General features: G+C 62.8%; 15 protein-coding genes. 3 read left to right on the forward strand and 12 right to left on the reverse strand.

Annotated features, from left to right (window positions below; all coding sequences use genetic code 11):
• Nucleotides 1–3: 3 nt before the first annotated feature.
• From HUA76_RS32425 to HUA76_RS32445, 5 genes are read right to left on the reverse strand one after another with little or no spacing between them, the layout of a single operon-like run.
• Nucleotides 4–2,631, reverse strand: a complete 2,628-nt coding sequence (locus HUA76_RS32425) for a hypothetical protein (RefSeq protein WP_174463018.1) — start codon at nucleotides 2,629–2,631, stop codon at nucleotides 4–6.
• 3 nt (nucleotides 2,632–2,634) lie between these two features.
• The gene (locus HUA76_RS32430; RefSeq protein WP_174463019.1) at nucleotides 2,635–2,817 is read right to left on the reverse strand and encodes a hypothetical protein; all 183 of its coding nucleotides are present in this window, start codon (nucleotides 2,815–2,817) and stop codon (nucleotides 2,635–2,637) included.
• A 14-nt stretch (nucleotides 2,818–2,831) separates the two neighbouring features.
• The gene (locus HUA76_RS32435; RefSeq protein ID WP_174463020.1) at nucleotides 2,832–3,215 is read right to left on the reverse strand and encodes a phage tail protein; all 384 of its coding nucleotides are present in this window, start codon (nucleotides 3,213–3,215) and stop codon (nucleotides 2,832–2,834) included.
• Between the two features lie 37 nt (nucleotides 3,216–3,252).
• Nucleotides 3,253–3,678 (reverse strand): phage tail tube protein, encoded by a 426-nt coding sequence (locus HUA76_RS32440; RefSeq protein WP_174463021.1) that lies wholly within the window; start codon nucleotides 3,676–3,678, stop codon nucleotides 3,253–3,255.
• Nucleotides 3,679–3,688: 10 nt separating this feature from the next.
• Nucleotides 3,689–4,102 (reverse strand): hypothetical protein, encoded by a 414-nt coding sequence (locus HUA76_RS32445; protein ID WP_174463022.1) that lies wholly within the window; start codon nucleotides 4,100–4,102, stop codon nucleotides 3,689–3,691.
• Nucleotides 4,103–4,265: 163 nt separating this feature from the next.
• Here HUA76_RS32445 and HUA76_RS32450 point away from each other — a divergent pair, with 163 nt between their 5' ends.
• Nucleotides 4,266–5,630: an AAA family ATPase gene (locus HUA76_RS32450; protein WP_174463023.1), complete on the forward strand. Its 1,365-nt coding sequence runs from the start codon at nucleotides 4,266–4,268 to the stop codon at nucleotides 5,628–5,630.
• Nucleotides 5,617–6,570, forward strand: a complete 954-nt coding sequence (locus tag HUA76_RS32455; protein ID WP_174463024.1) for a DUF4435 domain-containing protein — start codon at nucleotides 5,617–5,619, stop codon at nucleotides 6,568–6,570. The genes HUA76_RS32450 and HUA76_RS32455 overlap by 14 nt, the downstream gene beginning before the upstream one ends.
• Here the strand turns inward: HUA76_RS32455 and HUA76_RS46570 are convergent.
• The 6 genes from HUA76_RS46570 to HUA76_RS32480 form a co-directional block, all read right to left on the reverse strand.
• Nucleotides 6,567–6,893, reverse strand: a complete 327-nt coding sequence (locus HUA76_RS46570; RefSeq protein WP_371823545.1) for a minor capsid protein — start codon at nucleotides 6,891–6,893, stop codon at nucleotides 6,567–6,569. The two genes, HUA76_RS32455 and HUA76_RS46570, sit on opposite strands and share 4 nt — an antisense overlap.
• A 98-nt stretch (nucleotides 6,894–6,991) precedes the next feature.
• The gene (locus tag HUA76_RS32460; RefSeq protein WP_174463025.1) at nucleotides 6,992–7,315 is read right to left on the reverse strand and encodes a hypothetical protein; all 324 of its coding nucleotides are present in this window, start codon (nucleotides 7,313–7,315) and stop codon (nucleotides 6,992–6,994) included.
• Nucleotides 7,315–7,938, reverse strand: coding sequence for a hypothetical protein (locus HUA76_RS32465; RefSeq protein ID WP_371823546.1), 624 nt, complete (start codon nucleotides 7,936–7,938; stop codon nucleotides 7,315–7,317). Before HUA76_RS32465 ends, HUA76_RS32460 begins: the two co-directional genes overlap by 1 nt.
• Nucleotides 7,939–7,977: 39 nt before the next feature.
• Nucleotides 7,978–8,421: a hypothetical protein gene (locus HUA76_RS32470; RefSeq protein ID WP_174463027.1), complete on the reverse strand. Its 444-nt coding sequence runs from the start codon at nucleotides 8,419–8,421 to the stop codon at nucleotides 7,978–7,980.
• 27 nt (nucleotides 8,422–8,448) lie between these two features.
• Nucleotides 8,449–9,552 (reverse strand): phage major capsid protein, encoded by a 1,104-nt coding sequence (locus tag HUA76_RS32475; protein ID WP_174463028.1) that lies wholly within the window; start codon nucleotides 9,550–9,552, stop codon nucleotides 8,449–8,451.
• On the reverse strand, nucleotides 9,549–10,211 hold the full coding sequence (locus tag HUA76_RS32480) for an HK97 family phage prohead protease (protein ID WP_174463029.1): 663 nt from the start codon (nucleotides 10,209–10,211) through the stop codon (nucleotides 9,549–9,551). The genes HUA76_RS32475 and HUA76_RS32480 overlap by 4 nt, the downstream gene beginning before the upstream one ends.
• Before the next feature lie 185 nt (nucleotides 10,212–10,396).
• Between HUA76_RS32480 and HUA76_RS32485 the strand changes: the two genes are divergently transcribed.
• The gene (locus HUA76_RS32485; protein WP_174463030.1) at nucleotides 10,397–11,404 is read left to right on the forward strand and encodes a hypothetical protein; all 1,008 of its coding nucleotides are present in this window, start codon (nucleotides 10,397–10,399) and stop codon (nucleotides 11,402–11,404) included.
• 27 nt (nucleotides 11,405–11,431) lie between these two features.
• On the opposite strand, the gene HUA76_RS32490 is transcribed toward HUA76_RS32485, so the two are convergent.
• The gene (locus HUA76_RS32490) at nucleotides 11,432–12,772 is read right to left on the reverse strand and encodes a phage portal protein (RefSeq protein WP_174463031.1); all 1,341 of its coding nucleotides are present in this window, start codon (nucleotides 12,770–12,772) and stop codon (nucleotides 11,432–11,434) included.
• Nucleotides 12,773–12,775 lie beyond the last annotated feature (3 nt).

Here is a 12,775-nt window from a genome sequence, read left to right on the forward strand (position 1 = left end):
TCCTCAGACGGGAGAGAAGCGGGACGTCAGACGGATGCGGCTGCCGCTGGTGCGCACGCCCGCGCGCTGCTGGCGCAACGTCTCGTCGCGGCGCGTCTGTTCCATGGCGGCGTCAATGTCGTAGCCGACGATGTTGTAGGTGACGGGCGCGGACTGGGACGTCGCGCCCACGCCGAAGCCGAACAGCCGCCGCATCCGCTCGTAGTGCTCCAGCACTGCCGGCGGGATTTGCGGCATGGCGCCCCCTTGAATGGGCGTCGCCGCGTGCTCGTCGTCCTCTGGTTCATCCGCAGGAGAGGGAGACGTGGGCGACGTTGGGGTGGGCGGACGTGTCGGCCCCTCCTGGGCGTTCTCCGACTCGAAGGTGCGAAGCGCGCGCTTCCAGGCGGACGGAACATTGGTCAACGCCTCCGTGGCACGCGACACCGCTTGCGTGTGCTCGCGCACCCGAGCCGTCTCCTCGGCGCGCGCCATGGCCGACTCCCACGTCGTCCCCTCCAGGGCGTCCTGTGAGGCACGCATGGCGTCCGTGTCCACCTTCAGCCCGTCGAGGCTGCGAGCGAAGCGCGCCAAGCCATCAAAGCCCGTCCAGGAAATGAGGCTGCTCAACGCGTGGATGACTTTCTGCACCGCGCCGACGATGAGGTTCCACACCCAGCCAATCGCCCGAGCCACGGCGAGGATGACGGTGGCCACGAACTTCAACACGCCAAACAGGGCCTTCATGACGGGCCCCACCAGCTGGCCCAGCGGGTCCATCAGCATGACGAAGAACTTGCCCATCTGCTCGAAGAGGGGCGCGAGGCCCTCCAGCAGCTGCCCGACAAGAGCAATCAGCGGCGCGAGAGGCTTAATCGCATTCCCCATCATCTCGAAGACGGGTGTCAGCGCGGAGAAGAAGCCGTCGATGACGAGGGAGATGGCGCCCAAGAGCGGCTGGAGCGGTTCCAGGAGCGTCCCCAGCGCATCGGCCACCTGCTGAATGATGCCGTTGGTGGCCTCGATGACGCCCTTGAATCCCTCGGACTGCATGAGCAGCTCCGACACCACGGCGATGATGGCGCCATAGGCACCACCCGCTTGAAACCCTTGCAGGCCCGCGTTGATGAGGTCGCCCAACTGGCCCAGTCCGCCGAGGAGACGATTGACGATTCCCTCGCGGGCGCTCTCCATGGCCGCGCGGGCGCTCTCCATGGTGGCGTTGGCCGCGTCGGCCAGAGCCTCGGACTCGCGACGCACCTCGCGAAACGCGGCAGCTCCGGCGGCCTCCTCGGCGCGGACGCTGGCGACGAATTCGCGGTGCGACTCCTCGGCGGCCTGCTCCTGGAGCTTCGCCAGCTCTCGCGCCCGTGCGGCCTCTTCTCGCGCCGAGGACTCCAAGGCGGCCTTGTCCGTGGGGTGGCGGATGCGGGCCTTGCCGGCGGAAGACGTGACGCCCGTCAGCTGCGTGACGAGAGCTTGAATCGCCTCGGTGAAGTGCTCCAGGTTGAGCGCACGGGCGATGTCTGTCCCCAGGCGCTTGGCCCCAGCCGCGCTGGAGTTCAACCCGTAGGCAGCGCCCTCGGCCAACGTGCGCCCAGCACCCGCCACCGCCGAGCCCACCGCTTCCGCCGTCTCCCTCGCCCCCGTCCATAGCAACTGGGCCCCTTGCCCCAACGTGTCGAGGAGCTGCTGGCCGGTGAGGGTGGAGACAGCCGCGAAGGTGTCCGCCAACTGGGAGAAGCCCGCCGCCCTCGCCACCGGCTCCAGCAGGCGCGAGACGCCGCGCACCAAGGCCGCCACGCGCTCCAGCATGGAAGCAGCGGCACGCCCGAGGAAGTCCCCGAGGGCCGCGAAGGCGCGTGCGTAGGCGTCCGCAATCCGCGCGGCCAGCTGCCCCAGCTTCTCGCCCAGGCCCCGGAAGAAGTCCGCGAGGCCTGTGCTGGAGTCCTCCCAGGCCGCGTAGACGGCGCCCGCGAGCAGCACCACTCCCGCAATTGCAGCGGCCACGGCGGCGAGCGGCACCAGCAGCGTCCCGAAGGATAGGGCCAGCCGTGAGAGGCTGCCTTTCACCGAGGGCGCGGTGGCCACCATGCCGCCCATGGACTGCGTCACCTTGTCCATGCTGCCCGCGAGCGAGGCCAGCGCCGTGGACTTGTTCAACGCGTTGAAGGCCGACAGCAACAGGCCCGTCCCGGCGGCCACGGCCTCGACAACACCCGCCATCTTCCCCAGGGCCCCCAAGGCAAGGCCCGCCCCCGCCACCCAGACAGCGAGGTCCAGGGTGCTGGCCTTCACCTCGGGCGAGAGGGACTGGAAGCTGGCCACCACCTTCTCCAGCCCATCCGCCACCTGCTTCGCCACCGGCATCAGCGCGTCGCCAATGTCAGCAGCCAGGGTGTAGAGCAGCGAGGTAATCCGCTCCACCTCCTTGGACATGGCCGCGTTGGACTGGGACGCGGCGGCCACCGCGCCCGCAAGTCCCGCCGCTACCACCGCGCCAATGTCCCCGAGGTCCCCGGCCTTCTCTTTTACCTCCTTGGCGGCCTTCTCCACGCCCTTCACCAGCTTGGCGAGGTTGGCCATGGCCTCGCCAATGGCGGCCGTCACCGCCACGTAGAGGTCGCCCACCTTCAACCCGCCGCCAGACATGCTTCACCTCTTCGGACGCTTCCGGAAAACCGTTGTCACCGTGTGGCCGCCGCTCCCGGGGCCCGCCTGGGGACGTCCCGCGCGCAGCTCGTCTGCCTCCAGCTCACAGAAGGCGAGCAGGTGGACGACGTCGTCCCAGGCCCACCCGCGCACCGCGTCCGGAGACTGGCCCGTCAGCTTCACCACCCCATGCAGGGCCTTCAGCTCGGGGTGGTCTCGGAGTTTCCCTTCGCGTTCTCCAGCGTCGGGCCCGCGAAGGCCGAGGCCAGCTCGCCTTGCACTTCCTCCAGCCAGGGCTCGTTCTTCACCGCCGCCACTTCCGCCTCGGTGAAGACACGCGTCGCGGTGCCCGGGAAGTACAGGCAGCAGACGGCGATGCGAGCCATCATCATCATCCCCGCCGCCTCGTCCACGGGATGGCGGTCGTCGCCCATCTCCTTGGCCGCGCGAGACGCGGACAGCACGTCCATCTTCTCGCCCAGCGTGGGGCGGCAAATGTCGTAGTCGGCGCCGTCGAGAGCGACGCGTTTGTGGAGGGTGCGGCGGGTGCCCAGGGGCTTACGGTGCATGGCGGGTGCGGACATGGGTGTCTCCTCTGCGAAGGTGGAAGGCATGGGCCAGCTACACGGCAACAGGAGCGCCCTGGCCGTTGAGCGTGACTGAGAAGGTGACGACGTCCGTGGAGCTGCGCCCTTCCTCGTAGGACGTCACCGTCACCGGGTAGCGGTAGCCCTGGCTACCCACGGGGGCCTCTTCGTCCTCGATGATGGTGAAGAACACCGTCGCGTCGGACTCGAAGGCGTCGAGGAGCACCTTCTGAGGCGCGCTGCCCTTGAGGATGTGGCCCGCCAGGGGAATGGTGAAGGATTTGAGGGTGCCCTTGCTGCGCTTGTACCCGTCATTGCCGAAGTAGTTGGTGTCGACGGTGTCCTTGGCACGGTTGACGGGGGCCTCCGTGACACCATCCAACGCATCCACTTCGGTGGGTGCGGTCTCCGTGGCGCGGATGTAGAGTTTGTCGAAGAAGGCTTCTCGGGGGTGGGCCATAGGGAACCTCTCAGCGGGTGGGAAAACGACGAGCGAGGAAGTCCTGGAGGACGGCGGCGACGCGTCGGCGCGCGCTGCCTCGGGCGCGTCGGAACGACTTGCGGAGGAAGTGGGACGGCGGGTTGAAGAGGGGTGCACCCCAGTGCCAACCCTCGTGAATGGGGCCAGCGGACGGGTGCGAGTAGCCAGCCGTCCAGGTGGTGGAGAGGGGAAGCCCAAGGTTGTAGCGAGGACCGTCGAGGAAGGCCGTGTCGCGAAGGTGGCCGTCCGTCCCGTCCTTGCCCACCGGCACCAGGAACAGCGAATAGTCGAGGGCAAGCCGCGCGATGTCCCGGCACGGTACGTCCAGCGCGCGCAGCACCTCGGAGGGGGCGCGGCGCAGGCGCGCCAGGTTCACGGCATCGACTTTGACTCGAACAGGCATCCCCACCTCTTTATGGGGACGCTTTTTCCTAGTGGCACAGCGAGCCACGCGGCCATCGACTCGATAAGACTGCACCGACGAGAGACACAACAGCTAGCCCACAAGCTGCCGCGACCACTAATGAGCAAGTGCGCTCAACAAACCAACACCACTGGAACTGAAAATGACAAGTGACCCCCATCCACCCCAACTAACAACCGTCATAATCGCAGAGCTTCACGGAAATCGCGACGTAATACTAACCCTCAAAGACAATAAACGCATCCTCATCGACGAAAACGGAACCGGAAAAACAACCGTACTATCGATGCTTTTCCACCTCTTAAGTCAAAAAACCGAACGCCTCCAGCGCTTCAGCTTCAGCAGAATCGCGCTTGTCTTTACCAATGGCGAATCGATAGAGTTCGCGCGCGACGAACTCCTCACTCCCCACGAGTCCGAGGACCATGGCTACCTTACTCACGCCATGTCATCGATTCTAAAGCACACCAACGAGAAAGAGCTATCACAACTCCTCTCGGCCACAACAAAGACATACCAGAGCTTCTACAAAGACCCAATATCCATCAAGGCAGCCAATGCCTCCGGCTTCCCGAGGCGAATAGTCTACGACTCAATACGCATGCTCCTGAGCGAGCAGGGGAAATTCGGGAAAACAAAAGAGACACACTCAAAACTTCAGCAGCTATCACGACTCCTTCCACACAAAGTTCTCTACTTCCCAACATATCGTCGCATCGAAGAGGACCTTCAGTCGCTTGGTCGGCCAGGGCAAGAAATTGAGAAATCCGAGGAACTCATTCAATTCGGCATGGGAGACGTCAAGAATAAACTCGACAGCATAACAGCAGAAATTCGTGCCAAATCCGTCGAATGGTACTCAATCGTCAACGGGCGGATGATTTCCCAGCTGACTGACGGCATTCACGTCACCCCAAAAATGCGGGAAACCGTAAACAACACACCCACACTACGTATTGTCCTCGATCGAATCGGCACAAACATTACCAATGAAAAAAAGGCGGACATCCTTAAGATCGTCTCCTCGCCTCAAATCTCAGACCGAAAATACGAACCACTCATCTACTTCCTGGCAAACCTGATGCAAATCTACGAGAACCAAAAAGTACGCGACAACGACATCAAGGAATTCACACGCATAACCAATGGCTACCTCCGAAACAAAGAGATTCGCTACGATGAAAGCAAACTCTCCATCACCGTCACACACAAAGAAACAGGGCAAGAGGTACAGCTAAACAACCTCTCCTCAGGCGAAAAGCAGATCGTATCCACGTTTTCAAAGGTCTACTTCTCCGAATCCAGTCGTGTAACGATTCTATTCGACGAACCCGAACTCTCGCTCTCGATGGAATGGCAGCGTCGATTTCTACAGGACATCGCGGAGTCAAATCGCTGCGCAGTCCTGATAGCAGCAACGCACTCGCCATTCATCTTTGAAAATTCGCTAGACACATATGCCGACCAACTAAAGATTCGCACGAGAACAACACATGTCCCGCGCTAAGACCCTTCGCGAAGCAAGAACAACATACGCGGTCGCATGGACAGCTTTCCAGCAACAACACGCAGTCAACCCACAGGCCCTCTTCTGCTTCCTCGAAGGCAAAGACGCACAATACTACGGCATCCGCATCGACCTGATAGTCGAGCCATCGAGTCGAATTGACCTCTTCTGCGGAGGGAAAAGAGGTGTCCTTCGACTCAGAGCGCTCATCGACGAATCACCCGACCACAAAAACGCATGGACAGCATTTTTTATTGACGCCGATTTCGACGACAACTCCCAGCACAACACCCATCCCAAAACCTACACAACCCCCTGCTACTCCATTGAGAATCTATACACAACAAGAGATGCATTCCGAAGACTGATTGTTAGCGAAATCCTTCTAACAAGCACAGAGACCACACGGGCCGACCAGGCAGCCCTAGAGCAAGTGTACGAGCGAGGAATGGCGAGCTTCCTAGATGCCATCGAACCCTTAATCGCCTGGATTCGCTGGCAAAGAAAAAACAGACACCCCGACGAGACCCCGACCCTAAATGAGACTCAGCTCAGCACGCTCGTGCAATTCTCGGCCGAGCAGTCCACTCCCATATGTTCGCTCGAGGAGTTTGACAAGCATTTTCAACCGCCCACACCAACTCCATGCGCTGCCGTTCACGGAATTCAAAAGGAAACCTCGGGACACCCGTCTCGCTCCATGCTGTTTCGCGGGAAATACATTATACAATTCTACGGGAAGCTCATCAAATGGGTGGCAGATAATGCGAACCAAAGACAACCAAAACACATCTCCAGGAAATACCCCAACAGCCTGACCATTCAGTCCGGGAATATACTTTCACAGCTCTCCCAATATGCAGACACCCCACCCTGCCTCATTCGCTTTCTTAAATCCATCGCCCAGCACTGCCCCACCAAGAGCATTATTCCCGCCTAGCAAGAAACCTCGACGTACTTGGCCAAAATATTCACTACCCACCGATAACGACCTGCCTCATCCGCACCAAGATATCTGGGGAAACTCTCTTCAGACCGAATGACTACTCCCGTGACGGCAGTGGTCAATCGAACCAGCTTAGATATTGCAAACGCCAGCGCCTGCCCCCTTTGGAAATCCTCGGGCTCCGAGCGAATGCGAATCTGACAGCCGGGGGCCAAGCAAATAGCTTGCCCAGATCCCAGGTAGGGAAGCGGCTCAGCGCCACTCGTCACCATCAACGCCACAGCCCTGTCCGGCACACCGCCATCTGCCTCGGGCATGGGGGCTGTGAAGAGGTTGGCTCCTGGAGCGGGAGGACGCACTAGTCCGAGGCCCGCCGCCTCCAGCACCGCCGCCAGTTCCGCCGCAAGGTCGCGACTCACAGCCACACCTTGCGAATGCGCACCACGCCAGCGCCATCCACGAGATCGTCCACCGCGACCGGCCGCCGAGCCCGGTTGAAGTCGGACGTGTCCTCTCCCGGCAACCAGAGCCGGTGGAGCAGGGTCAGCGCCGCGTCCGTGTAGATGACGTGAGAGGCAAGGTGTTCGTTGCCGGTTGCGTCGCGGATGAGTCGTCGGCTCGGTTGCACGCGCGCCCGCGACGAGGACACCGGCCCCAGCATAGGCTTACCGTGGGCATCCCGTCCCGTCACCAGGGAGTAGAAGATGATCTGACGGAACCTGTCCGAAGGGGATGCCATCAGCTCACCCGATGCAGCGCGTAGGGGGCGAGGAGCGCCTGCGCCGCCCCCGGAATGGGACTCTTGCCCTCGGCCTTCGCCGCGAAGTAGCTGACGGACCAGTCGCCAATCGACTCACCGGCCACCATGGCGTCGACTCCTCGCGAGCGGTAGAGCTGAACGGCCGTCAGGACGGCGGCCTCCTGCACATCCTCGGGAAGCGTCACCACCAAGGCACCGTCGAGCGCCTGCTGTCCTGGGGTGACGTAGCCACCGTCGTAGACGACGCGGAGCCCGTCCTCGCTTCCCTCGAAGTCCCCGAGCATCCCCGACACACCGCCCCCCGCGCGCACTGTCGCGCGCCATACGCCACGCCTGCGCCTCAACATGCCGGACTCGGCCAAGCCGCCCGCAATCTCGTACTCGTCGGCGGAGACCTGGTTGCCACCTTCCCAGACTCCGGAGACGGCCAGGACGGGAGGGCGCTCCAGGAGAAGCAGCGGACGCCCGTATCCAGCCGGGTACTCCACGAGGCCCAGGCCCCGCTCGAACACCCGGCCGCAGTAGCCCGCCACGGCGCGGCTGGCCGCCGTGACGAGCAACTCCACGCGCGGCGACACGGGGATGCCCAAGTCATCAGCCACAGTGGAGGCAAGACAGAGGTCCGCAGCTGAAGCCATGGCTCACCGCACCGGGAACTCGTCGGCGCCCCCGAGGACGAGAGCTGCGCCCCACTGCGCCGTGTCCGTGTTCGCCGCCGACAAGTCGGGCGTCACCTTCATACGGAGGAAGCGCTTGCGGTAGGCGACGCGCAGGTCCACCCGGAGGCAGAAGGCTTGAGGCGCGGCGCCACCGGCCACCACCGTCACGGCATTGGCCAGCGTCTCATCCGCGCCAAACGCCGTCCCGTCCTCGGACTCGGCCACCTTCACCGTCGCCTTGAGCGTCTGGCCCGCCGCGCAGTTGGTGTTCCCCGTGAAGAGGAGCTGCGCGGAGTCGAACCCGTTGCGGTCCACGGCACCGCTCGTCACCTCGACGGCGTCGCCCGTTCCGCCAGCCGTGAGCGCTCCACCCGCCACCCCGACGGCCTTGTAGAAGACTTGGAAGTCCTGCGTGTTCGCGTGCATGTCGTGTCTCCTGGTGATTGCGCGGGCTCAGTAGCCCTTGCGCTCCGAGAACGCCTTGTCGTGCCGCAGCTTGAAGTCCCCTCGGCAGATTCCCCGGAGCGTCGTCTCGTCGTACTCGGCGCGGACGTCGTGCTCCGACAGCACCAGCTCCGTGTCCACGCCGTAGAGCAACTGGTCCCAGGTACCGAAGAGGATTCGGCTCGGGGCAATCCGCGTGGACGCCTTGTAGGGGAAGCCGCGCAGCGTGCCCCTGTTGAGCATCTCGTCCCGGAAAATCCAGGTGCCGCCGTCCTTCAGCCCCAGCAGCGCCGTCTCCCGTGTCGGGTGCAGCAGGAAGCCCGGACGCCGCAGTTTGATGTTCGCCTTGAGGACGTCCTCCACCATGCCGTCCACGTCCGCAAGGTAGTGGTCCGCGCTCGTTCCGCTCCGGGCCTTCGAGTGCGAGGAGTCCATCTGCGCCAAGACGCCCTTGGGGTTGGGTCCCTGGCCGTCCCCGTTGAGGGCCGCCTCGTCCATGCCGTCCGCCGCCGCCTCGCGGAAGTCCTCGGCCACGCCCGCGTCGCCCACCGAAGGGTTGCGCAGAAGGTCGTTGGAGATGTCGGCCAGAATCATCGCCTTGTGGGCTTTGAGCACTACCTTCCCGTGGGAGGGCTGCGACTTCTCCACCTTCTCGCCTTCGCCAATCCACTTGAAGGTGACGCTCCCCGTCTTCTTCCCGAAGTGCAGCTCGCCTTTGAAGGGCACGGTGCGAGCCCCCAGCGCCAGGACGACGGAGTCAGGCCGGAGGAACTCAATCATCTCCCCCGCCTCCTGCACCGGCACCAGCACGCCCGCCGAGCTGAAGACGCTCTCCTGCACCGCCTTCTGGACGTCCGCGCCACCGAAGCGCTTGGCCTGCTCCAGAACCACCTCGCGCGTCGGGTTGCGGCCCGCGTTGACGACGGCCTTCAGGTAAGCGCCGAAGCCGTTCATGCTCTTCAGGATGCTGGGGACCTGGTTGTCCTCGGGCTTGGACTTCGCACCGAGGAAGCCGGCAAGCCCGTCACGCTGGCCCTTGGCCTGCTCCATCAGCTGCGCGGCCACCAGCGGGCCCAGGGACTTCGCCACTTCCTGCATCTGCTCGGGGGTCATCGCATCTCCTTGAAGTGCTGCAAGAGGGCCTCGGCCGTGTGCTTGGCCAGGGCGTTGACGTCGGGGGCTGGAGGGCGCGCGGCCTTGCTCCACTCGCGCTCGTCGAGGATGGCGGCCACGGCCTTCGCCACGTCCTGAATGAAGGAGGCGCGCTCGTCGGCCAGCTCCTTCAACCTCACTGCGCGCTGGTTTCCCGGAATCGTGACGACGGAGATTTCGAGCAACTCCTGTTGCTCGCAATCGAAGCCGCCGCGCTCATTCTCATGGTAGCGGTGCATGAGGTAGCGCACCGACACGGCATTCAGGATGCCGCGCGCGACCTTGCGCTCCACCTTCCGAGCGAAGTCGTCTTCTTGGTCGAACTCGATGTCCACCAGCAGGGCATCGCCCTGGACGTAGGCGCGCCCCTTGCCGATGGGCAACACGTCCTTCCGGCCCGTGCCGAAGAGGCCGCCGGAGCCATCGTCATGGTTGTAGAGGACGACGGGGTTGGCGTTGAAGGCGTCCAGCATCCAGCCTGTGACGCTCAGCCGGTCGTTGTAGCGGTCAAAGTCGCCGTCGTTGGCGCGGAAGGTGTGGAGCCTCGGCGCACCCTCGACGGGCGCAGGGGCGTCCTTCTGGACGGTGAAGAGGCGGGCTCTGGAGAGAGGGCAGGGCATTCACCTCTCTTTATGGGGACGCTTTCTGGGCATGGCCCGAGCACACACTCGCACACACCGACCACAGAGACACCGCCCCAGGCTTCCGTGAGGCCAGAGAGCGCAAGGCATCTGAGGTGCTTTGCAATCGGATCGAATATGCTCTGATTCATGAGCCAGAGCACCGCCAACACCAAGGGGCGCACATGGAAGTCAGCCTAAAAACTCGCGTAACCATTTGGGGGCGTGCCGGAGCGAGGTGCTCATTCCCATCCTGCCGGCGAGAGCTAATTTACGACGCAAGCGAGACAGACGACGAATCTTTGGTCGGAGACATCGCGCACATTGTAGCTGAATCGCCGGATGGACCGAGAGGTGAATCACAACTCACCCCAGAGCAGCGGAGCAAGTATCAAAACCTCATCCTACTCTGCAAACTCGACCACAAAAGAATTGACGACCAATTCCGAACATATCCGGTCGAAGCGCTTCAGCAAATGAAGGCAGATCATGAAGACTGGATCAAGTCCTCACTCAATATCGACCAGAAAAAGCAACGAGATCGTGAAGTATATGCCGACGTCATCGACCGGTGGGCGGACGCCTCTCAGATCAACACATGGCAAGCCTGGACGTCAGCCGTCTTCTGTAGTGACCGCCCAAAGTTCGAAGAATCGACCCTGACAGCACTAGAACCGCTCCAGCTCTATTTCTACGCAAGGATTTGGCCCAAACGCTACCCTGACCTCGAAGCTGCCCTTATTAACTTTGGAACCATCTGCGACGACATGTTATCGGTTTTCTCCACACACTCAACCGAACGTGGCCGCTGGCGTGAAACGGATAAATTCTACAAGTCTCAGTATCATCCAGAGCAAGTCTACCAAAAGCTTCTGCGAGAATACGAATTCCACGTCGACTTGGTAGAGGACCTTCTCATAGAGATGACCAGGGCAGCCAACTATGTTTGCGACAAAATTCGAGAATCGATCGAGCCAACCTATCGAGTTAAAGAAGGGGCACTTCTTATAACCCGAGGCCCGTACAACGACCTCTCAATACGACACATGCGCCCTGAGTACCGCGACAACGAACGCGTTCCTCAGCCCTATCCAGGACTCAAGCAGTTCCTATCCATTCGGAGTACCCGCGATATAGTCATTGGTCGAGGGACTGAGCCGGCTCCAGATCCCCGTGAGGATCCGTCCGAGTAGCGAAAAACCTTGAGCGCTTTGAGAAAGTCAGGAGCCCACATCCAGATCCGCCAAACCATATTCTGACTCGGCCCTTGAGGAACTGGTGTCTACTTGGCCATCGACAGCCTGCCCTGGCATTGGCAATGGATAGCCCTGCCTATTTCGGTCCGGCCGAAGCCCCGCCAGCTCTCGCCATTCGTCGTAACTGAAGGCTTCGGGCATGGCTCCCATTACGCGCAGCTGGTGCTCGCGGTCTGCCGGCACGGGGGTGTCGTAGTCAAGGATGGCCCCTTCGTCGCCCAGGAGCGACATCAGTCGCATCTGGAACTCGGTGCGCAGGAACTCCATGCGCGGAAGCGTCGCCTGCTCGGCAAGGTTCTCGCGCGCCGCGAAGGCCGTGGCCTTGTTCGAGCTGGAGATGTCTCCGACGATTTCAGGGGGCACCCGGAACGTCATGCGCACGAAGTCCATCAGGAAGCGGCGCAGCTCCACCAGCTGCATGTCCTTGAAGCTCGTGTCGAGTCGGGCAAACGTCACCTTCCCGCTGGTGATGAGCAGCTTCCCAGCCTTGTCCGGCCCCTGGTGCTCGCGCGCCAGTGACTCCTTGAACGCCTTTGCACCCGCGCTGTTCGCATCGGACAGGCCCTCAATCGAGGCGATGGCCGGTGGCAGCATGTTGTTCCAGAAGGACGTCTTAAGGAACCGGGCCACGTACTCGTCGGTATCCAGTTCGTCACCCAACGCGTAGGCAGGGCCGATGCCGCGCCCCAACGGGTCCTCCGGATCCAAGCTGCGCAGGTGCAACACGTCGCTGGCCGGAATCTCCCGCGACACTTTCCCCACCGTCACCGTGTACGTGCGTTGCTCGCGCGGCACGTCGAGCGCGGGCAGCCGCGTGACGGTGCTCGGCGGCACCGGCCAGAAGCCCACCGGCACGCCGCCCACGCGCTCCAGCACCAGGAACGCCTCGCCCACCAAGTCCAAGTACACCTGAACGAGCTTCGTCACCGAGCGTCCGGTGAGATGGTCATTGGGGTCAGAGAGCAGCTTGAGAACGGGATGGTCTGGAACCTCCCGGGCCTCGCCCGCCTCCAGCATCGCTTTCAGCCGCCCAGCCCGGACCTCGCGCGTCGCGCTTCGCAGCGCGTAGTCCTTCACGGGTTGCCCATCCTTCTGAACGCGGCGATAGACGCGCCACTGCACGCCCGCCACCGAGTCGGCCACCACGTCCACACACGCGCGGAGCCACGGCATTTCCCGATACGCGGCGAGGAGCTGCGCGGTGCCTCGACGCGGCGGCGCCTGCTGCCAGCGCGCCAGCTCCAGCCCCGTCCCCTTGCGCGGCTCGCGCCCTACCGCCGCCTTCATCCGTTCCCAGAAACCCATCGC

Source organism: Myxococcus sp. CA056, assembly GCF_013336715.1.
Taxonomy (GTDB): Bacteria; Myxococcota; Myxococcia; order Myxococcales; family Myxococcaceae; genus Myxococcus; species Myxococcus llanfairpwllgwyngyllgogerychwyrndrobwllllantysiliogogogochensis.